19 protein-coding genes and 1 tRNA gene are annotated in these 20,243 nt (G+C 64.9%); 13 read left to right on the top strand and 7 right to left on the bottom strand.

Annotated elements, in window-relative coordinates; genetic code table 11:
- Positions 1-187 precede the first annotated feature (187 nt).
- Positions 188-826, bottom strand: coding sequence for a TetR/AcrR family transcriptional regulator (locus CH271_RS07535; RefSeq protein ID WP_094633149.1), 639 nt, complete (start codon positions 824-826; stop codon positions 188-190).
- Between the two features lie 255 nt (positions 827-1,081).
- Between CH271_RS07535 and CH271_RS07530 the strand changes: the two genes are divergently transcribed.
- The 9 genes from CH271_RS07530 (at position 1,082) to CH271_RS07490 (ending at position 9,582) form a co-directional block, all read left to right on the top strand.
- Positions 1,082-1,152, top strand: a tRNA-Gln gene (locus CH271_RS07530).
- Positions 1,153-1,204: 52 nt separating this feature from the next.
- Positions 1,205-2,677: a bifunctional UDP-N-acetylglucosamine diphosphorylase/glucosamine-1-phosphate N-acetyltransferase GlmU gene (glmU, locus tag CH271_RS07525; protein WP_037192046.1), complete on the top strand. Its 1,473-nt coding sequence runs from the start codon at positions 1,205-1,207 to the stop codon at positions 2,675-2,677.
- A complete protein-coding gene (locus CH271_RS07520) occupies positions 2,674-3,657 on the top strand; it encodes a ribose-phosphate diphosphokinase (protein WP_032395699.1) in 984 nt (327 codons plus the stop codon). The genes glmU and CH271_RS07520 overlap by 4 nt, the downstream gene beginning before the upstream one ends.
- 147 nt (positions 3,658-3,804) lie before the next feature.
- Complete coding sequence (locus CH271_RS07515) at positions 3,805-4,434, top strand: hypothetical protein (RefSeq protein WP_230596310.1); 630 nt, start codon at positions 3,805-3,807, stop codon at positions 4,432-4,434.
- 18 nt (positions 4,435-4,452) lie between these two features.
- On the top strand, positions 4,453-5,649 hold the full coding sequence (locus tag CH271_RS07510; protein ID WP_037192045.1) for a sensor histidine kinase: 1,197 nt from the start codon (positions 4,453-4,455) through the stop codon (positions 5,647-5,649).
- Positions 5,649-6,308, top strand: coding sequence for a response regulator (locus CH271_RS07505; RefSeq protein ID WP_094633148.1), 660 nt, complete (start codon positions 5,649-5,651; stop codon positions 6,306-6,308). The genes CH271_RS07510 and CH271_RS07505 overlap by 1 nt, the downstream gene beginning before the upstream one ends.
- An 81-nt stretch (positions 6,309-6,389) precedes the next feature.
- Complete coding sequence (locus CH271_RS07500; protein ID WP_094633147.1) at positions 6,390-7,142, top strand: ABC transporter ATP-binding protein; 753 nt, start codon at positions 6,390-6,392, stop codon at positions 7,140-7,142.
- The gene (locus CH271_RS07495; RefSeq protein WP_094633146.1) at positions 7,139-8,521 is read left to right on the top strand and encodes an ABC transporter permease; all 1,383 of its coding nucleotides are present in this window, start codon (positions 7,139-7,141) and stop codon (positions 8,519-8,521) included. The genes CH271_RS07500 and CH271_RS07495 overlap by 4 nt, the downstream gene beginning before the upstream one ends.
- 203 nt (positions 8,522-8,724) lie before the next feature.
- Positions 8,725-9,582: a DUF559 domain-containing protein gene (locus tag CH271_RS07490; RefSeq protein ID WP_094633145.1), complete on the top strand. Its 858-nt coding sequence runs from the start codon at positions 8,725-8,727 to the stop codon at positions 9,580-9,582.
- 116 nt (positions 9,583-9,698) lie between these two features.
- On the opposite strand, the gene egtD is transcribed toward CH271_RS07490, so the two are convergent.
- The 4 genes from egtD to egtA are packed head-to-tail and all read right to left on the bottom strand — an operon-like array spanning position 9,699 to position 13,972.
- Positions 9,699-10,664, bottom strand: a complete 966-nt coding sequence (egtD, locus tag CH271_RS07485) for an L-histidine N(alpha)-methyltransferase (RefSeq protein ID WP_094633144.1) — start codon at positions 10,662-10,664, stop codon at positions 9,699-9,701.
- A 9-nt stretch (positions 10,665-10,673) separates the two neighbouring features.
- Positions 10,674-11,414, bottom strand: coding sequence for an ergothioneine biosynthesis protein EgtC (egtC, locus tag CH271_RS07480; RefSeq protein ID WP_094633143.1), 741 nt, complete (start codon positions 11,412-11,414; stop codon positions 10,674-10,676).
- Complete coding sequence (gene egtB, locus CH271_RS07475; RefSeq protein ID WP_094633142.1) at positions 11,415-12,719, bottom strand: ergothioneine biosynthesis protein EgtB; 1,305 nt, start codon at positions 12,717-12,719, stop codon at positions 11,415-11,417.
- A complete protein-coding gene (egtA, locus tag CH271_RS07470) occupies positions 12,716-13,972 on the bottom strand; it encodes an ergothioneine biosynthesis glutamate--cysteine ligase EgtA (RefSeq protein WP_094633141.1) in 1,257 nt (418 codons plus the stop codon). Before egtA ends, egtB begins: the two co-directional genes overlap by 4 nt.
- 146 nt (positions 13,973-14,118) lie before the next feature.
- Here egtA and CH271_RS07465 point away from each other — a divergent pair, with 146 nt between their 5' ends.
- On the top strand, positions 14,119-15,288 hold the full coding sequence (locus tag CH271_RS07465) for an aminotransferase class V-fold PLP-dependent enzyme (RefSeq protein WP_094633140.1): 1,170 nt from the start codon (positions 14,119-14,121) through the stop codon (positions 15,286-15,288).
- Here the strand turns inward: CH271_RS07465 and CH271_RS07460 are convergent.
- Entirely contained in the window at positions 15,231-16,196 is a 966-nt protein-coding gene (locus CH271_RS07460) for a DMT family transporter (protein WP_094633139.1), read from the bottom strand. The two genes, CH271_RS07465 and CH271_RS07460, sit on opposite strands and share 58 nt — an antisense overlap.
- 73 nt (positions 16,197-16,269) lie before the next feature.
- Here CH271_RS07460 and CH271_RS07455 point away from each other — a divergent pair, with 73 nt between their 5' ends.
- The 3 genes from CH271_RS07455 to pth all read left to right on the top strand — a co-directional run bounded on the left by CH271_RS07455 (position 16,270) and on the right by pth (position 18,397).
- Positions 16,270-16,878, top strand: a complete 609-nt coding sequence (locus tag CH271_RS07455) for a TetR/AcrR family transcriptional regulator (protein WP_094633138.1) — start codon at positions 16,270-16,272, stop codon at positions 16,876-16,878.
- A gap of 179 nt (positions 16,879-17,057) precedes the next feature.
- Positions 17,058-17,720 carry a 50S ribosomal protein L25/general stress protein Ctc gene (locus tag CH271_RS07450; protein ID WP_094633137.1) on the top strand — a complete coding sequence of 221 codons (663 nt, stop codon included), beginning with the start codon at positions 17,058-17,060 and terminating at the stop codon, positions 17,718-17,720.
- An 89-nt stretch (positions 17,721-17,809) separates the two neighbouring features.
- On the top strand, positions 17,810-18,397 hold the full coding sequence (gene pth / locus CH271_RS07445; RefSeq protein WP_256986302.1) for an aminoacyl-tRNA hydrolase: 588 nt from the start codon (positions 17,810-17,812) through the stop codon (positions 18,395-18,397).
- A gap of 102 nt (positions 18,398-18,499) precedes the next feature.
- Here pth and CH271_RS07440 read toward each other — a convergent pair whose 3' ends face one another.
- Positions 18,500-20,134 carry a fatty acyl-AMP ligase gene (locus CH271_RS07440; protein WP_094633135.1) on the bottom strand — a complete coding sequence of 545 codons (1,635 nt, stop codon included), beginning with the start codon at positions 20,132-20,134 and terminating at the stop codon, positions 18,500-18,502.
- Positions 20,135-20,243 lie beyond the last annotated feature (109 nt).

Genomic DNA, 20,243 nt, shown 5'->3' with positions numbered 1-20,243 from the left:
GGGATCCGCCTTCGCAATAAGAACTGCCACTGCGCAAATTACGCCCGAACGGTACCACTGAGTGGCTTTACGTCTGGTGCCAACATGCATCGGTCCGATTGATAACCCCACCGTGGGTGACGTAGCTCTCATGGCCGACAAAGGGGACGATACCCCTCCTTTCCCAGGCGAGAGTCGAAACCGAGTCTCATTCCTCGGTCAATCGAGGGTCGGCCTCCAGATTCGTCAGTCCGTTCCAGCACAGGTTGACGACGTGCGCGGCAACCACTTCTTTCGACGGTGTTCGCACGTCGAGCCACCATTGCGCCGTCATCGACACCATTCCGACCAGCGCCTGGGCGTACATCGGGGCGAACTCGGGATCGAGTCCCCGGCGCGAGAAGTCTCCGGCCAGCATGTGCCCGACGCGACCGATGGCCTCGTTGAGCAACGACGAGTACTTGCCGTCCTCGGCAGCCGCAGGGGAATCGCGCACGAGAATGCGGAATCCGTCGGTTCGGTCCTCGATGTAGGTCAGCAGTGCAAGTGCGACGCGTTCGACGCGAATCCGTGAGCGGTTGAGGTCGAGTGATTTGGTGATCATGCCGAGCAGAGTCGACATCTCACGGTCGACGATGACGGCGTAGAGACCTTCCTTACCGCCGAAGTGCTCGTAGACGACCGGCTTGGACACATTCGCGCGGCCGGCGATCTCCTCGACCGACGAGGCCTCGTATCCGCGTTCGGCGAACAGAGTGCGGCCCACCTCGATCAACTGCTCACGCCGTTGCGTCCCGGTCATTCGGACCCGAGGTGCGCGTTCCTGCTCGGAGGCTGCGCCTGTCATGGAAAACCGCTCCCGTTACCTACCCTGCATTTCCCGACGCCGGAATCGACGCCTCCCCCACACTAGCGATGTCCGATCCATCCGTTTGTCCCTGCGGGAGTGGAGCCTGCAGGAACGACCCGGAGGGCGGTATCTGCATCGCGGTTCGACTCACCACCACCTCGCGTGCGAGGATCGTTGCGCTCAGTGGGAGCGCAGCGGCAAACGAATGAGTCGTTCGATTCGTCGGCCACTGGTGAAACCGCTGGCCGTCTATCCGCCGTGGTGTAATGGCAGCACCTCTGATTTTGGTTCAGATAGTTCAGGTTCGAGTCCTGGCGGCGGAGCGAGCAACATCATTCGTGCATACCGTCTTCGCGTCACCGCCTGAGGAGCTCAATGCCTGTGCAGACCGCCGTGGTCGTTCTCGCTGCGGGTGCAGGTACCCGAATGCGGTCGAAGACTCCGAAAGTTCTGCATCCCCTCGCCGGACGCACCATGCTCGCGCACGCCCTCCACGCGGCCGCCGACCTGGGTCCCGACCATCTCGTGACCGTCGTCGGACACGATCGCGAACGAGTGACCGAGGCCGTCCAGGACCTCGCAGCCACGTTCGGTCGCACGATTCACACCGCCGTCCAGGATCGCCAGCTCGGCACCGGACACGCAGTCCAGTGCGGTCTTGCTGCCCTGCCCGACGATTTCGAGGGCACGATCCTCGTCACCGCAGCCGACGTTCCCCTGCTCGACGGCCACACGCTCAAGGCTCTGCTCGACGAGCATCTGAGCGCCCCCCGGCCCGCGGCGGCCACGGTTCTGACCTTTCTTCCCGACGATGCCAACGGCTACGGCCGTATCGTCCGCACCGACGACGGCGAGGTGGCCGAGATCGTCGAGCACGCCGACGCCACCCCCGCTCAGGTGCTGATCGGTGAGGTCAACTCCGGCGTGTACGCGTTCGATGCCGTGGCGTTGCGCACCGCCCTCGGCAAGCTCAGCACCGCCAACGCTCAGCACGAGCTGTATCTGACCGATGTCGTCAAGATCAGCAAAGCCGACGGCAAAGCCGTCTACGGCACCCAGCTCGCCGATCCCGATCTGGTGGTGGGCGTCAACGACCGCGTCCAGCTGGCGCACGTCACCTCCGTGTTGAACCGTCACATCGTCGAACGACACATGCGCGCCGGAGTCACCGTCGTGGATCCGTCGACCACCTGGATCGACATCGACGTCACCCTCGGCGCGGACGTCCGCCTCGAACCCGGCGTCCAACTCCACGGCAAGACCCACATCGCCGACGATGCGATCGTCGGACCGGACTCGACGCTGCGTGACGTCGAGATCGGCGAGCGCGCGTCGGTCGTACGGACCCACGCCGAGCAGGCCGTGATCGGACCGGACGCCACCGTCGGACCGTTCACCTACCTGCGTCCAGGCACGGTGCTGGGCGAAGGCGGCAAACTCGGTGCCTACGTCGAGACCAAGAACGCGACGATCGGGCGCCACACCAAGGTCCCGCACCTCACCTATGTCGGCGATGCCACGATCGGCGACCACAGCAACATCGGTTGCTCCAACGTCTTCGCCAACTACGACGGCGTCAACAAGAGCCGCACGGAAATCGGATCCCACGTACGGACCGGTTCCGACTCGACGTTCGTCGCTCCCGTACATGTGGGCGACGGCGCTTACACCGGTGCAGGAACAGTGGTTCGGGACGATGTTCCTCCCGGCGCACTGGCCGTCTCCGGTGGCAAGCAACGCAATATCGAAGGCTGGGTCATGGACAACAGGCCCGGAACCGAAGCTGCGAAAGCAGCGGCGCTCGCAGATCGTGATCGGCAAGAACAAAAGGACGGCGAACAGCAGTGACCACCCCTAATTGGATCGACAACCAGAAGAACCTGATGTTGTTTTCTGGTCGAGCACATCCGGAGTTGGCCGAGCAGGTCGCCAAGGAACTCGGGATCGACGTCACCCCGCAGACCGCGCGTGACTTCGCCAACGGCGAGATCTTCGTTCGCTTCGAGGAGTCGGTCCGCGGATCGGACGCCTTCGTGCTTCAGTCGCATCCGTTCCCGCTCAACACGTGGCTGATGGAACAGCTCATCATGATCGACGCGCTCAAGCGCGGATCGGCCAAGCGCATCACCGCGATCCTGCCGTTCTACCCCTACGCCCGTCAGGACAAGAAGCACCGGGGACGCGAGCCCATCTCCGCTCGCCTGGTCGCGGATCTGCTCAAGACCGCCGGTGCCGACCGCATCATCACCGTCGACCTGCACACCGATCAGATCCAGGGCTTCTTCGACGGCCCCGTCGATCACATGCACGCACACAGCCAGCTCGCCGATCACATCCGGGCGACCTACAGCCTCGAGCACATCACCGTGGTCTCCCCCGACTCCGGCCGCGTGCGCGTCGCCGAGAAGTGGGCCGACTCGTTCGACGGCGCACCGCTGGCGTTCATCCACAAGACGCGTGACCCGTTGGTGCCCAACCAGGTCAAGTCCAATCGCGTCGTCGGTGACGTCGAAGGCCGCACCTGCATTCTCATCGACGACATGATCGACACCGGCGGCACCATCGCCGGAGCTGTGAAGGTGCTCAAGGAGGCCGGAGCCGGTGACGTCGTCATCGCCGCCACCCACGGCGTTCTGTCCAACCCGGCCGCCGAGCGTCTCGCGAACTGCGGCGCCAAGGAAGTCGTCGTCACCAACACCCTGCCGATCAGCGACGAGAAGCGCTTCGCAACGCTGACCGAGCTCTCGATCGCACCGCTGCTGGCCCGCACCATCCGCGAGGTCTTCGAAAACGGTTCCGTCACCAGCCTTTTCAACGGCAGCGCATAACAATAGGTCTGTTTCGCTCGACCGGAACCCGCCCCGCCCACCTTCCGTCCGCGCCGCATGAACTACGTCACGTCCGTGACCGGAACATGCAGCTCGCGAGACGGGGGTGTGCGGGGCGGGTTTTGTTGTCACCTAAGATGACTCGTCGTGATCGACGCAGACTCTCCCCACGGCCCGGCTGGAACTACTACGGTCAGAATTGCCCGATGGACGCCGGGCGGGTGCGTCTGGTGCGGCAGTACCGACAGCGTCGAGGAATTCCGAAACGAGCCGCGCTGCGGCCTGTGCCGCGAGAAGGAAGCCGTCATCGACGAGGCCAAGCACTTCATCGGGATGTACGGCCTGCGGCCCCTGGGCGGCACGCTGGCGTCCGAGGACGAGGAGGAGCGCGAGTACCGCGTCACCGCTCGGGATGCGCGTGAGGTGCTCAACCGTATTCGGCTCGAGAAGCTGCCCGATCCGGCCGCCGTCCGCAAAGCGTTGCGTCCCAGGGCCGCTGCTGCGGGCAACGCACCGGCCTCGCCGACATCCGGAGCACCGGCGAAGGCACCGACGAAGAAGTCGCAGGCCGGTGTCACCGGGATCGATGCGATCGAACTGCAGTCCCGTGTGCAGAAGCTGCTCGGTCAGCTCACCTCCGTCGATGAGCAGATCAGCGCTCTCGACGGCGTGCAAGGCCTCCCTGCCCGTGCGCGCATGAAGGATCTCGAACGGCAGCGGACAACCGTGCTGTCCACTCTGGCCGCGCTCGAGAAGGCTCGTCGCCGCACCAACTGATCCACGTAGTCTGATCGAGTGCTACGCAAGCGTTCGATCTCACGGCAGGTGCTCGATGTCACCTACGCCGTCGTCTTCGTTCTGCTCCTGCTGCCGTCCACTCTGAGCGGTTCCTACGGTTCTCCCGGTGTGGGCGTCCTGGCCGGATTCGGCGTCGCACTGGCAGTTCGTCGCCGGTCACCACGGCTGTCGTTGGCTCTCGCCTGGGTAGTGGCCGTCGTACAGATGGTCGGCGGGGTACTCCCCCTCGCGGCAGACACCGCGATCTTCGCGATTCTGTACTGCTCTGCCGCGTACGGCGACAGCGTCGTTCGACGCGTCGGGCTCGCGTCGGCCGTCGGCGGCGGAGTGATCGCGGCGCTGTATCTGGCGTACGTGGACGGCAATCCGTTCGGCCCGGCGACGGAAGAGGGCTACCAGGAACCTCGAATCGCGCAGTTCGCGCTCCTCCTCGCCGGCCTGTGGGCCATGCTCGGGTTGTCCTGGGCTCTGGGCCGGCTCGCCTACGCCAGGCGTACCGCCATCGAATCCGCACACGCGCGCGAGCTTGCCGAGGTGCATCAGGCCCGCGCCGAACACGAAGTGGCAATCGAGCAGGAGCGCAACAGAATTGCCCGCGACATGCACGACATCGTGGCGCATTCGCTCGCCGTCGTGATCGCGCAGGCCGACGGTGCGCGGTATGTGCGCGCCGTCGATCCCGCTGCCGTCGACACTGCACTGACGACCATCTCCGACACCGCGCGCGAGGCACTGTCCGACGTTCGAGTGTTGCTCGGACAGCTTCGGCACAGTCAGGGCGATCTACCGAACCCGACACCCGACGATCTCGAGCGCCTGTTCGACCAAGTGCGTGCGACCGGACTGACCATCGACTCCTCGATCGACACCACGTCGGTGTCGTTGGGAGCCGGTGCGCACCTGGCGCTCTACCGGATCGCGCAGGAATCGCTGACCAATGCCCTACGTCACGGCGACCCCGACAAGCCGGTGACGGTCACCATCGAATCCGACTCCGCCGGCACAGAACTGGCGGTGCGCAACAGTGTGTCCTCGGTGCGGTCGGCGTCGGAATCGGGCGGCCACGGAATCGCCGGCATGAAGGAACGCGCCAGCCTCGCCGGTGGCATGTGCACCGCGTCCGGTGACGGCTCGTCGTGGACCGTGACTGCCTGGCTTCCCGCGGCCGGCTCGTCGACGAAGGGAATCAACTGATGTCCGATCGAATCAAGGTGGCTCTGGTCGACGATCAGCAGCTGTTCAGGGCCGGCATTCGCATGCTCATCTCCTCGCAGCCAGATCTGGAGTTCGTCGGTGAGGCGGGCAATGGGAAAGAAGCCGTCCAGCTCGCCGCGTCGGCGCGGCCGGACGTGATGCTCATGGACGTCCGGATGCCGGTGCTCGACGGTATCGCCGCCACCGAGCAGATCGTGGCCGCGTCCGATACTCCACCGCGCATTCTGGTGCTCACGACCTTCGATCTCGACGAGAGTGCGGCGCGAGCGATTCGGTCGGGGGCAAGTGGATTCGTGCTCAAGGACGCGGACCCGGAATTTCTGCTCGCGGCGATACGCACGGTGCATGCGGGAAACTCGGTGATCGCCGCGTCGGCGACGACGGGGCTGCTGGCGCACTTCACCCCCACACCGGTGGTGCCGAAGGTCCCTGCCGAGTTCGCCACCCTCACCGCACGGGAGAAAGAGCTCTTCCGACTCACCGCGCGCGGGCTGAGCAACTCCGAGATCGCCGCGATGGAGTTCTTGAGCGAGGCGACGGTGAAAACACACATCAGTCGCATCTTCGCCAAGCTTCGATTGCGTGACCGAGTGCAATTGGTGGTCTACGCCTTCGAGCACGGACTCACTGGAGACTGACGCCGAAGTCATCCTGCAGATGTAGTGGTCGACTACTCGAGCCTGATTACTCGCGACCGTTCGATTCATAGCGTTGTGGGCATGACAACAACGCTCCCCCCGGTCGCCCGGGCATTCCAGGTAAGCAAGTATTTCGGTGACTCGTCCAATCCGGTGAGCGCCCTCGACAACGTGTCCCTCGACATTCACGGTGGCCAGTTCACCGCCATCATGGGACCGTCCGGTTCCGGCAAGTCGACCCTGATGCATGTGATGGCAGGACTGGACAACGCCAGCTCCGGACATCTGATGCTGGCCGGTGCCGACATCACCGCGGCCAACGACGACGCACTGACCACGCTGCGCCGCACGCAGGTCGGCTTCATCTTCCAGTCGTTCAATCTCGTTCCCACCCTCGATGTTCGGGGCAACATACTGCTGCCGTTCGAGCTCGACGGCCGCGTGCCCACCGCCGAGGAGGCGGCATGGATCGAGCAGCTCATCGACACTCTGGGCTTGCAGACAAGGGTGAGCCACCGCCCGCATCAGCTCTCGGGTGGGCAGCAGCAGCGCGTCGCGATCGCCCGCGCGCTCGGTACGCGGCCGCATCTCATCTTTGCCGACGAACCCACCGGAAACCTCGATTCCCGCACCGGCCGTGAGGTTCTCGGTCTCCTGGCCGCAGCGGTACGCGAGTACGGCCAGTCGATCGTGATGGTCACGCACGACCCCATCGCAGCAAGTTACGCCGATCGCATCGTCTTCCTCGCCGACGGGCGAATCGTCAACGAACTCAGGCGTTCGAGTGCAGAACAGATCTCGAGCTACATGCTGGGAATGGAGAGCGTCCGATGAGTGGGTTGACGTCGGCTCAGGCGTCGAAAGAGCACGGAGCCAGTCTTCTGGTGACGTCGCTGGCGTCGTTCTTCGGTGTGGTGTTGATTCAGGCGACGGCGTTCCTGGTCGACATCTTCGGCGGCGGGGAAGGCGGCGCAGCCATCACCGCGCTGTACAGCGTGGCGCTGGTGTTCATCGGTCTTGCTCTGTATGTCGCGGCGGTGGTCACGTCGAACACGTTCGCGACGATCGTCGCGGGCCGCACCCGGACCATCGCCCTCCTTCGACTGTTGGGTGCCCGGGCGCGTGACCTGCGTCGATCTGTGGCGAAGGAAGGCTTCGTCGTCGGATTGTTCGGTGGTGCAGTCGGTTTGGTTCTCGGTGTCGGTGCCAGTCATCTCGCGCGTGCCGTTGCGGTCTCGGCGGGTCAGTTGCCCGATGTGGCATACACGTCCGTCCAGCCGCTGGTGATCCTTCCGGTAGTGATCGTGGTGCTGACTACGACGCTCGCGTCCTACGTCGGGTCTCGAAAAGTGCTGGACGTGACTCCTGTTCAGGCAACCGGAGGTGCCGTGGACACGGGAGTGGAGACGCCCCGATCGCGGCGGGTGCGTACAGCGCTGTCGATCGTGCTGATCGCAGGCGGAGTGGCGCTGCTCGGACTCGGGATCCTGATCGGGATGGTGAACCCGACCGGCGTTCTGGTCGCCTTCCTCGGCGGTGTCGCGTCGTTCACCGGCATCATGGTCGGTGCTTACCGAATTCTGCCCGCGACGCTGAGGCTGGTCGGGAAACTGTTCGGCCGTGGACCTGCGGCGAGATTGGCCTCGGCCAACGCAGTTCGCTATCCGGATCGCAGCACCCGCACCGCGGTGGGACTGCTCATCGGGGTGACGCTGGTGACCACGTTCGCCGTCGCGATGTTCAGCTACCGGGCGAAGCTCGTCAACGAGTACGACGAAGCGTCCGTCGACCAGGTCCTCACCGTGACAGTGGGAATCATGACCGGGCTGATCGGGTTCTCGGCCGTCATCGCGGCGGTCGGGATGGTGAACAACCTGCTGCTGAGCATTCTGCAGCGCACCCGAGAGATCGGTCTGTTGCGTGCACTCGGATTCACCCGCACTCAGATTCGGGCGATGATCGTCTCGGAGAGCAGTCAGATGGTGATCGCCTCGATGGGCTTGGGTTTGATTCTCGGCATCGGATACGGCTGGGCCGCAGCGCAATCGCTGCTCGGCTCACTGGATTCACGCGGACTCACTGCTCCCACTCTGCCGTGGGCCGTGATCGCCGGAACCGTGCTGTGCGGTGGACTCCTCGCGCTCGGGGCCTCACTGACTCCGGCACGACGTGCGAATCAAATTTCGCCGGTGGTCGCGTTGGCGGATGCCTGAACTCGAGGTCGACCGTGCTGGGCGACGACGGCCGGGCAGGGTTGCACACTACCGACGCCGATCGACGGGATTCCGTCGATCGGCGTCCGTAGCGTGCACTGGTGCCCACTCTGCCTGGCCTGCCTGTGGATAACGTCATCGAGTTATCCACAATTGCGAGATTGCCACTGTTGCACGGGCTCCCCAGCCGCAACGGTGTACCAATGGGGGTTTACACGGTGCAGCAGTTGATGGCGCAAGGGCTCAGTACGAGCGGTATTTCGAGACGATCGCAGTCGGGAGAGCTCGTGCGCCTGCTGCCGAAGGTCTACGCGACGGAGAAACCGGACTACTTCGGACTGTGCACCGGTGTGACTCTGTGGAAACCGGACGCCGTGTTGAGCCACGAAAGTGCGGCCTGGTTGTGGGGACTGATCGAGTACGAACCGCGTCTGGTCGACGTCACGGTGGCCCCGAACGTCCAGTCGAGGTCGGTGCCGTGGGTTCGAATACATCGCCGACGCCTCGTCGAGGTCCAGCTCCACCGAGGCCTGCGAGTGGTGTCACTGGAGCAGACATTCGTCGACGTCGCGACCTCGCTGTCGACGCCCGATCTCGAGAAGTTCTTCGACAACGCCATCGACCATCATCTGCCGTGGCGACGGGTCGCCACACTGTGTGACACGGCACAGCGAATGCACGGGATGGCTGCCGTCCGGAAGCAGCTTCGAACGTGCTGCCCGAGAACACGATCCGAGCCGGAGCGCGTGGTAGCGCGGGCGTTGACCGCTCGCAACTTCACGATGGAGATCAATGCGCGTGTGGGGAAGTTCTACGGTGACCTGGTCGATTATCGAGCACGAGTCATCGTCGAAATCGATGGCCGAGAGTTCCATACGGATTCCGCAACGTTCAACAACGATCGTCGACGGCAGAACGAGTTGGTGCTCGATGGATGGTTGGTGCTGCGATACTCGGCGGCCACGGCGCTTGCCGACCTCGATCGCGTCGTGGACGAAATCATCACCGTGGTGCGGCGTCGCCGGAAGTCGATCGCAGCAACGGACCGTCGACTCCCGTGAAACAGTGGCCGGCACCGGGCCGGATTGCACACTACCGACGCCGATCGACGGTATCCCGTCGATCGGCAGTCGTAGCGTGCACTGGTGCCCACTCCGGTGGTCGCGTCAGCGCATGCCTAGCCCTTGCGAGCGAGGATGAGCGCGAAGCGGGATTCGGCGTCGGACCACAGATGGTCGACGTCGAATCCTGCTGCAGCGAGTTCTGCGGTGATGCCCTCGGGCCGGAATTTCGCCGAGATCTCGGTGCGTAGGTCCTCACCTGCCTCGAAGTGCACGTGCAGATCGAGATCGGCGAGATAGACATCCTGCGACGACGTCGCCCGCAGTCGCATCTCGATCCACTCCTGCTCGGCATTCCACAGCGCTACGTGCTCGAAGGCGTCGGGATCGAAGTTGCCGCCCAGGCGAGAGTTGATCACCGACAACACGTTTCGATTGAACTTCGCGGTCACTCCGGCGGCGTCGTCGTACGCCGGAACGAGAACCTTCGGATCGATCACCAGACCGACACCGAGCAACAGATACTCGCCCGGATCCAGGGCGTCGGCGATGGCTCCGAGAAACTCCCGGCGTTCCTCGGGGATCAGGTTGCCGAGCGTTCCGCCCAGAAATGCGATCGTGCGGCGATCGCCGCCCGGCAGGTTGTGCAGAGTATCGGTGAAATCGCTGACGATGCCGTGCACCTCGAGCGCCGGGAACTCCTGCGCGATCTGCTCGATGGCACCCTCGAGCGCCGAGATGGATACATCCTGTGGCACATACGTTTTCAGTGATCCGTGCTTGACTCCGGCGGAGAGCAGCAACTTCGTCTTCTCCGAGGAGCCGGAACCGAGCTCGATCAACATCGTGGATTCGGTTGCCTCGGCGACATCCAGAGCATGCTCTTCGAGGAGGGCGCGCTCGGTGCGCGTCGGGTAGTACTCCGGCAGCACCGTGATCTGCTCGAAGAGCTCGCTGCCCAGAGCGTCGTAGAAGTACTTGGGCGAGAGCCACTTCGGATCGGCAGTGAGACCGTCCCGCACGTCCTTGCGCAACTCGTCGAGCAATGCTGTGTCGGCCAGATGTACATCCACCGTGCTCATGACGCTCCTTTACGATTCCAGGCTGGAAATGGTGAGATCGGCTGTGGTGGCGACGACCATGCGTCGGTCGTCGACGAAAATCCAGTCGGGTCGATCGTCGAGGGGTTCGGAGGCGATCGTCACCGAATCCTCGGTCCGCAGAACCGACAACGAATGATGCACCGCCGTGGCGTACATGCTCTCGCCGTCCGACAGCAGAAAATTCAGGCGAGCCTTGGGCGACGTCGCGAGGACCCTGCGGACCAGCACGCGCAGGGCCGACTCGGGATCGTGGGTGCGCAGCAGGTTCCGCAGCACGACCCACAGGGCGGCGGCATCGGTGGGCGCGGGCAACGCGAGCGCGTCGATGGGCGGTACCTCCGACCACAGGTCGGCCATCGACTGCGGCCAGCCGAACACCACACCGTTGTGGCTGAAGGCCCAGTGGCCGTCGGTGAACGGGGCGCAGGCGCTGCGTTCGACCGGCATCCCGACGGTCGCCGATCGCACCGCCGCGATCACCGACGTCGAATCGATCTGCGGCAGAACATCGTCCACTGCCGGGTCGGTCCAGATCGGCATCGGGTTGCGGTAGCTGTGCAACCCTGCGTCGCCGTCCCACCACGCGACACCGAATCCGTCGGCGTTGACGGTACCGCCGCTGCGCATGTCGTTCGGTGCGAAGGATTGGGTGCGCAGTGAGTGATCACCCTGTCTCAGCAGCGATCCGACAGAGGTTGCAGCGCCCAGATACCCGAGATGACGGCACATTCAGCTGGGCTCGACGTCGCGGGCCAACCTGAATCCGCTGAAGATCTGGCGGCGGATCGGATGGTCCCAGTTGCGGAACGTCCCTCGACACGCCACCTCGTCGGTGCCGAACGAACCGCCGCGCAACACCTTGTAGTCGCCGCGGAGAAACACCTCGGAGTACTCCGCGTACGGGAACGCCTCGAACCCTGGGTACGGCTCGAAATCCGAGGAGGTCCACTCCCACACGTCACCGATCAGGTGATGCACACCGGCCGAGGAGGCACCGTCGGGATACGCCCCGACGTCTGCCGGTTCCAGATGCCGCTGGTTCAGATTGGCATGTACGGCAGTGGGTTCCGCGTCGCCCCAAGGGTAGGCGTTGCTGGTGCGAGTGTTGGCGTCGAAACGCGCGGCTTTCTCCCACTCCGCCTCCGTCGGCAGACGCTTGCCTGCCCAGCGCGCGTAGGCGTCGGCCTCGAACCAGCTGACGTGCACCACGGGCTGATGCGGGCGCACCGGCTTTCGCACGCCGAAGTTGCGACGCCACCACGTGCCATCGGAGTCGGCCTCCCAGAACTGCGGCGCGGTCAGATCGGCATCGACGCGATGCAGCCAACCCTTCTCGGTCCACAGTTCACGGCGTTCGTAACCACCGTCGGCGATGAAGTCCTCGAACTGCGCGTTGGTGATCGGGGCTCGGTCGATGGCGAAGGTCGGCACGTGCACGGCATGAGCCGGTCGCTCGTTGTCCAGTGCCCACGGGTCGAGCGAGGTCCCCATCGAGAACGTGCCACCGGCGATGACGGCCTCACCCGACACCGGCACCACCGAGGCCGGTGGAGCGGGAGCCGTCAGAACCGCGGGTCCCGAACGCAATTGATGGGTCGCGAGCATGGTCTCGTCGTGCTGCTGCTCGTGCTGGGCGATCATGCCGAACGCAAAACCGTGCTTCTCGACCGGCCTACCCTCGAACGTGCTGCGGTCCAGCACATCCCAGGCCTTGTCGCGGACGGTCTGCACGTAGACGCGCGCCTCGTCCGGCGTGAGCAGCGGAAGCGACGTGCGTGAGGAACGCGAGTGCTTGAACGCGTCGTACAGTTCGTCGATGTCGGGGCGCACCGGATCTCGACCACCGACATCGCGTACGAGCCAGAGTTCTTCCTGGCTACCGATGTGGGCGAGATCCCAGACCAGCGGACTCATCAACGGCGAGTGCTGCGCCATCAGTTCGGTCTCGTCGACGCAATCGGTCAGCGATGCACTACGGGCTCGGCTGCGAGTGAGGACCGTTTCGATCCTGCTCCTGAGTTGTTCGGCGCTCACACCGATTCCTTTCGACTGTGACTCGTCGGCGACAGGGCGTCGAACTCGTCGGGCGGCAGCCCGGCTCGGCACCGCCGAGATGCTGCCCACAGCTGTTCGGTGAACTCCCCGCCGAACTCCGCTGCGAGGTCGAGCAATTCGGTTGCGGCCCTGCGTAGGTCGTCATCTGCCAACCCGACGCGGGCTGCGTCGAGCCACCGTCCGGCCGTACCGCCGCCGATCTCGGTAGCGCGTGCGACCAGTTCGGGTGTGGACAGCAGTGCCTCGAACGCCGCCGCCGGAACCACCCACTGGCCGTCCGGCTGCGCGTCGAGATAACGAATCTCGAGGTGCCCGCAGGCGCGCACTTGGGGGAACAGAGTGGTCAGGTGATAGTCGAGATCCCCGTGCGTGGGGGCGCGACCTACAACGCCCGGATCGTCCAACCACTGTGCGAACGTCGTACCCGCAGGCGCTTCCCAGTTCTGGTCGACTCCTTGGATGCAGAGCAGCGGAACGTCGAGTGCCCAGCGTGCGTAGTCGGCAATCGGGTCTCCGGTGTTCGGAACCGCAGTCCTACTGGAATCGGTTCTGCTGGAATCGAGTTCGAGCCAGGTCCGCATCCGCTGGGATGCCCACCGCCCCGCGGGTGCACCCGCGAGTTCGGGAGAGCGCGCGAACGCAGCCACGAAGGCGGGACCGATGACGTGGAGCATGTGCCAGCGCGCGGCGACCTCGGCGCGATCACGGCCGGCGTCGACGCTCACCTGAGCCGCAGCGGTGTTGCACATCATCAACTTCCCGAAGGGGCCGATGGTGGTGAACCGATTCTCCATCGCGCAGTACCGAGGTAGAACCAGAAGGCGTTCGGGTGCCCGAGCGGTATCTGCCGGAACAGATGCGATGTCGATGCCTGCATCACCGAGAATGTCCCGCAACAGCCGCGCATCGGCGTCGAGCATCGGTGCGAGTTGAGAAACGGATGTATAAGGCGAACTGGACAATTCGACCTGACCGCCGGGTTCGACGGTGACGATGCTTCCGCCCGGCAACGACAGGGCGGGTGACTCGGGATCGATACTGCGCGGGGAATGATCACCGAGCGCAGCGGCCAGAGCCGAGAGGGTCGGACGCGTTCCGTCATCGAGGGCGGTGAGCCACTCGAGTTCGGCACCGACGAGAGCCGGTGGCCCCAGCTTGAAACACACCTTCGACACATATGCCTCTGCTGCCGGGCGCGAGCTCAGCCCGAGAGACTTCTCGTTGGACGACACTCATTCCTTCTTTCCGCACTCAACACGTTCTCCGCTACCGAACGTACCCAGCTGCGGGGATCGAAAACGCTGCGATCCCTCGTCTCGTCGAGGCTACCGATTGTGGAACTCTGGTGCCCGAGAGTTCGCTACCGAAAGGACGACCGATGCTCGATCACGACCGCATTCGACGCGACACCCCGAGTGCGTCGGGCCGGGTGTTTCTCGACAGCGCCGGATCCTCGTTACCTCCGACCGTTGTCCTCGATACCGCGATCGCGCACCTGCGCCGGGAAGCAGAAATCGGTGGCTACCAGGCTGCGGCCGAACGCCGGAACGACCTCGACGCAGTCAAGACCTCGATCGGAACCTTGATCGGAGCCCCGGCGTCGAGCATCGCACTGAGCGATTCGGCAACGCGGGCCTGGACCGACTTCTTCTACTCGGTACCGCTGTCCCCCGGCGACCGAATCCTGCTGTGCGAGGCCGAATACGCCAGCAATGCGATCTCCGCCCTCCACCGCGCCGAGGTCACCGGTGCAACGGTGGAGATCGTCCCGAGTGACGAATCGGGACGCATCGACGTGCACGCACTGGAATCGATGCTCGACGACCGAGTGAAACTGATCTCGGTGGTACACGCCCCCACCAACGGCGGTCTGATCAATCCCGCCCGTGCCGTCGCCGATCTCGCGCACCGCCACGGTGCACTGGTCCTGCTCGACGCCTGCCAGTCCATCGGGCAGATGCGCGTCGACGTCGAGGAATTGGGAGTCGATGCGCTCTCGGCCACCGGCCGCAAATGGCTGCGCGGTCCCCGCGGAACCGGCTTCCTCTACCTGCGGCCGGGATTGGCGTCGACGCTGCATCCGCCTGCCCTCGACTTGCACAGCGCCCAATGGGTCGACCGGCAGACGTATCGAATGGCCGACGACGCCACGCGATTCGAGTTCTGGGAGTGCGACGTCGCGGCCAGGCTCGCCCTCGGAGCGGCCGTGGACTATCTCCTCGAGCTCGGTATCGACCAGGTGGAAGAGGCCGTTGTCGAACGTGCCGAATACCTTCGGGCCGGGCTCCGGACGATCCCCGGGGTGACCGTGCACGACCTGGGCGACCGCAAGAGCGGCATCGTCTCGTTCACAGTGGACGGCGAAGAGCCCGAGGCTGTCCGTGACCGGCTCTGGGGCCGGGAAGTGACGGTGCGAGTCAGCTACCGCAGCTCGACGCAACTGGACATGACGAGCCGGGGACTCGACGCCGTCGTTCGTGCATCTCCCCACTATTTCGTCACGTTTGCGGAACTGGACACGATGCTCGCTGCGCTCGCAGGTGAGTGACACTTCGTAGCAGAGCCGGCAGGAGTGGAGCCGGCGGAACGACCCGTTGAACTGTCGCTCACATAGGCAGCAACCCCGATCGCCGAGACCACGAGTCCACCCACTCCGAGCCAGGTGATCGCGTCGCCGAACATCACGAATGCCCACAACATCGTCGTCGGCGGTGTCAGGTAGAGCAGCACGCCGGCGCGAGTGGGTCCGTTGCGACGCACCACGAACAGGTACGCGCCGTACGCCCCGAAGGTGGAGAGCACGACCGTCCAGGCGACAGCCGCGAGGAAGCCCGTCGTCATCGGCGGTGCGACATCGCCGGCCAGCGCACTCCACGTCATGAATCCGACTGCACTGATGGAACATTGGATCGCCATCGCGAGGGGGATCGGCTCTGTGGGGTCCAGTAGCCGTTGACCGATCGTGCCCACCGACAGTGCCAGCATGCCCGCAGCCGGTAGTAGATAGACGGGCCAGGCGAGGTCGGCACCGGACATGTCCCCCACCACCACCAGCGATACCCCGACGATCCCGACGACCAGTCCCAGGGTCTGCCGTCCTCCGACGCGTTCGCCGAAGACCCTGCTCGACGCCATCGCGACCACCAGCGGCTGCAGTGCGGCGATCAACGCGGCGACACCGGGTGGCACGCCCATCCCGATTCCGGTGATGGTGGCTCCGAGGTAGAGGAACTGACAGAACAGGCCGAGGACTGCGTGGATTCGGATGGCATGCCAGGTGGGGGTCAGCCCTCGATACCGGCACCACGCGATCAGCAGCACAACGGCGGCGAGGTAGCGCCAGGCCAGAAGGGTGTGGGCCGGTGCCTCGGCGGTTCCGAGCTCGGCTCCGATGAAGCCCGAACTCCACAGCACCACCAGTGCCGTACCTGCGATGGCGTCGACGCGTGATCTCATGAACCGATGTAAACATACAGGTCTGTATACTTGCAGTGCACCTGTCGCTCACCAGCGCTTTCGGAAGGCAACCATGCTCGACAAGCCACTCACCCCCGCCGGAGAACGCATCCTGACCGTCGCCAGCGAACTGTTCTACGCTCGCGGCATCCGCGCCGTCGGAGTCGACCTCATCGCGGAGGAGGCCGGCACCACGAAGAAGACCCTGTACGACCGATTCGGCTCCAAGGACGGCCTGGTGCAGCGATATCTCACCCGCCGGTACGGACTGTGGTGCGACCACGTGACGCAGTACGTCGAATCCCTCGACCCCGGCGACGCACGCATCCTTGGGGTGTACGACGCCCTGGACGCCTGGATGCGCAACAACCACCGCGGCTGCGGATTCGTCAACGCCTTCGCGGAGTTCGGCGGCACCGACAGCCCGGTGCTCGCGATCATCGAGTCCGAGAAGAACTGGACGAGATCGCTTTTCGCGCGACTGGCCGACGAAGCCGGATACCCCGACGCCGAACAGCTGGGAACCCGACTGTCGGTGTTGCACGAGGGCGCGGTGGTGATGGGGACGGCGGGAGCTCGCGACGACGCGATAGTGGTCGCGCGGGGCATCGCGTCCGACCTTCTCGCTGCACTCGCAGGTGCACGCACGTTCGTAGCAGGGGTCGAGCTTCCACGCACCTGACGTGGTCGTGTATTGTTTCCCAGGTTGTCTCGGCGAGGGTAGATCCGGAAATGTTCGGATCCACCGTTATCGACGCGGCTCGGCCCCGTTGGCCGCGCTCGTTCGTGTCCGCCCCGACGAGCTTGACCGCCCGACGAAGTACGCCGCAAGAACCACTTTTATCAGGAGCATCTAGCACCATGGCATCGAAGGTAAATAATCTCACCGCGCTGGTCCGCACCGAATTCGGCAAGGGCGCTGCTCGCCGCACCCGTCGCGACGGCCTCGTGCCCGCCGTTCTGTACGGACACGCCACCGACCCCCAGCACCTCGCGCTGGACGCACGCGCGTTCGCAGCGGTGCTGCGTAACGACGGCACCAACGCCGTGCTGACCCTCGACATCGACGGCAAGTCCCAGCTGGCTCTGACCAAGTCGATCGTCGTGCACCCGATCCGTCGCAGCATCGAGCACGCCGACCTCCTCGTCCTGAAGAAGGGCGAGCGCGTCACCGTCGAGGTCAACATCATCGTCGAGGGCGACGCCGCACCGGGCACCCTGGTCACCACCGATTCGACCTCGGTCGAGATCGAGGCCGACGCACTGGAGATCCCCGAGAACTTCGTCGTCTCCGTCGAAGAGGCTCAGATCGGTACCCAGATCACCGCAGCCGACCTGGACCTTCCGTCCGGCGTCACGCTGGTCTCCGATGGCGAGACGCTCCTCGTCAACGTCGTCGAGGCTCCGTCCGAAGAAGACCTCGAGGCCGACGGCGAAGGCACCGAGCCCATCTCCGAAGAGGGCGAGGCCGAGACTCAGGAAGAAGCCGAGTCCAAGGACGAGGAAAGCTCCGACGAGAGCTGATACTCACCCCGCTTGTCGAACGGCGCGTCGCTCCCCCCACGGGACCGGCGCGCCGTTCGTTTCGAATCACCGATGAGAGAATGACGACCGTGAGTGTTGACCCCGAAGCGCCGGCCCTGATCGTAGGCCTCGGCAATCCCGGACCACAGTACGAAAAGACCCGTCACAACGTGGGATTCATGGTGGCCGACGCCCTTGCCGGACGCATCGGCGGGTCGTTCTCCTCGCACAAGAAGTCCAACTCCGACATCGTGCAGGCCCGTCTCGGCAGTCGCTCGGTGATCATCGCCAAGCCGCGTACCTTCATGAATCTCTCGGGCCAGCCGGTGGCTGCGTTGGCGCGTTTCTTCTCGATCGAGCCTGCGAACATCGTGGTGGTGCACGACGAGTTGGACATCGACTTCGGTGCTCTGCGACTCAAACTCGGCGGCGGCGAAGGCGGCCACAACGGCCTCCGCTCGATCTCGCAGCACCTGAGCACCAAGGACTACCTGCGGGTGCGCGTCGGCGTCGGGCGGCCACCGGGGCGAATGGATCCGGCGTCGTTCGTGCTCAAGCCATTCTCCGCACCCGAGCGCAAGGACCTCGGCGTCGTCGTCGAGGAAGCCGCCGATGCTGCGGAGCTCCTGCTCTCGGCCGGCCTCGAAGCCGCCCAGAACAGGGTGCACCCGCGCTGATCGAGAGCGAACCTCACACCCCTGTTGTGAGGCGCGCGCCGCCTCTCGCGTCCGAGCGTGGGCGCGCACCCCGCAGAAAGGGTGTGAGGTCTGCAGCCCGTTTCAGTTCAGCAGCGACGCCGAATTCGCTCGACGCAGTTTGCCGCTCGACGTCTTCGGAATACTGCCCGGCCCCAATACCGCAACGGTTCGGGGCCGTACACCCACCTCCGAGTGCACCGCGTGGATCACTTCGCGTTCGATGCGCTTGACCTCGTCAGGGTTGTCGATGTCGTTGGTTTCCACTGCCACCGCGAAACTTTCGCGCTTGTCACCGGCATCGAGCCGAATGGCGACGGCATTGCCCGGCCGCACACCCGCAACGGTGCCCGCGGCCCGTTCGATGTCGGTGGGATAGATGTTGCGACCACCCATGATGATGACGTCCTTGATACGTCCGCAGACGACCACCAGTTCGTCCTCGGTGATGTAGCCGACGTCACCGGTATCGAGCCAGCCGTCCTCGTCGAGCGTCGACACCGGACCCTCCACGGTGATGTATCCGGGCGTGACGGCCTTGCCTCGCACCTCGATGATGCCGACGCCGCGCGCGGTGAGCACCTGCCCCTCCTTGTCGACGACGCGTCCCTCCAACCCGGGAACGAACTTGCCGAGCGTCGCGAGGGAACGGGTGTTGCCACGGGTGGACGGGACCGCGCGACCGAGGGTCTCGAGCAGGTCCGCGTCGACCACGTCGATCACCTGCCCCTGAGCGGGATCCGGAATCGACACTGCGAGAGTCGTTTCCGCCATTCCGTAGACCGGAGCCAGGGCCAGCGGGTTCAGCTTGTACCGGGCCCCGGCCTCGGCGAGCGCGGTCATGGTGTCCGGATCGACCGGCTCGGCTCCGTTCCAGGCGTAGCGCAGAGTCGACAGATCGAGATCCAGATCGTCCTCGGCCTGACTCAACCGCCGCGCCAGCAGCGAGTACGCGAAGTTGGGTGCTGCGGTGACGGTTCCGCGGTACTTGTGAATCAGCTTGGCCCACAGCAGCGGCGAGCGCAGGAAGTCCAGTGGCGTGATGCTGACGACCTCGGCACCGACCTGCATCGGCACCGACAGAAAGCCCACCATCCCCATGTCGTGGAACAGTGGCAACCAGCTGACCATCACATCGGAATCGACATCGAATTCGATGCGATCGATCATGGCGTAGGCATTGACGTAGAAGTTCTCGTGCGTGATCCGCACGGCCTTCGGCGAACCGGTCGAGCCGGACGTGAGTTGCTGCAGCGCGATATCGGACTCGGCCGTCGGCACCGGATCGATGTCGCGACCGGTCTTCATGTCCTCGATCTTCAGCACGGTGATGCCGCGCTCCTCGAGCACCGGTGCGGCGATGTCGAACGGAGCCCCGAGAATCACGGCCTTGGCCTCGATCATCCGCACGACGGTCTCGGTGTCCTCACCCCAGACGGCGAGGTCGGTCCGAGGAGTGGGCTGGTGCAGCATCGTCACCGATCCCCCGCGCATCCACGTCGCCTGGCACGCGGGCGCGATGTCGACCGGCTGACCGGCCAGGATCCCGATCGCGTCCCCGTGTTCGACGCCTGCGTCGGCCAGGGCCCCGGCCATGCGCCGCGCCTGCTCGTGGATCTCACCCCAGGACTGCCGAAGCGCCTCGTCGGGCTCGCCGGTGACCAGACCGTGCTTGCTGGTGCTCGCGGTCTCGAACATCTCTTCGGTGAACTTGCTCAACGCGCATCTCCTCGTGAGGGATCTCCCGGCCCACCGTTCACAGTAGGCACTCCCGCCCCGACCGAGGGGAACAACGGGCCGCGTATCCTTTGATTTTGCCCCGGCCACT

Source organism: Rhodococcus sp. 05-340-2, assembly GCF_002258915.1.
In the GTDB taxonomy this organism is placed as follows: domain Bacteria; phylum Actinomycetota; class Actinomycetes; order Mycobacteriales; family Mycobacteriaceae; genus Rhodococcoides.
Note: the sequence above shows the minus strand (reverse complement) of the source record. Positions and strands in the feature narration are given on the sequence as shown.

Bases quoted from the DNA above. Each gene is read 5' to 3' on its own strand.
- CH271_RS07535 (WP_094633149.1), bottom strand. From the start codon at position 826: ATGACAGGCGCAGCCTCCGAGCAGGAACGCGCACCTCGGGTCCGAATG.
- glmU (WP_037192046.1), top strand. From the start codon at position 1,205: ATGCCTGTGCAGACCGCCGTGGTCGTTCTCGCTGCGGGTGCAGGTACC.
- CH271_RS07460 (WP_094633139.1), bottom strand. From the start codon at position 16,196: ATGAGATCACGCGTCGACGCCATCGCAGGTACGGCACTGGTGGTGCTG.
- CH271_RS07490 (WP_094633145.1), top strand. From the start codon at position 8,725: ATGGGGGTTTACACGGTGCAGCAGTTGATGGCGCAAGGGCTCAGTACG.
- CH271_RS07500 (WP_094633147.1), top strand. From the start codon at position 6,390: ATGACAACAACGCTCCCCCCGGTCGCCCGGGCATTCCAGGTAAGCAAG.
- egtC (WP_094633143.1), bottom strand. From the start codon at position 11,414: ATGTGCCGTCATCTCGGGTATCTGGGCGCTGCAACCTCTGTCGGATCG.
- CH271_RS07495 (WP_094633146.1), top strand. From the start codon at position 7,139: ATGAGTGGGTTGACGTCGGCTCAGGCGTCGAAAGAGCACGGAGCCAGT.
- CH271_RS07450 (WP_094633137.1), top strand. From the start codon at position 17,058: ATGGCATCGAAGGTAAATAATCTCACCGCGCTGGTCCGCACCGAATTC.
- CH271_RS07455 (WP_094633138.1), top strand. From the start codon at position 16,270: ATGCTCGACAAGCCACTCACCCCCGCCGGAGAACGCATCCTGACCGTC.
- CH271_RS07465 (WP_094633140.1), top strand. From the start codon at position 14,119: ATGCTCGATCACGACCGCATTCGACGCGACACCCCGAGTGCGTCGGGC.
- CH271_RS07505 (WP_094633148.1), top strand. From the start codon at position 5,649: ATGTCCGATCGAATCAAGGTGGCTCTGGTCGACGATCAGCAGCTGTTC.
- egtD (WP_094633144.1), bottom strand. From the start codon at position 10,664: ATGAGCACGGTGGATGTACATCTGGCCGACACAGCATTGCTCGACGAG.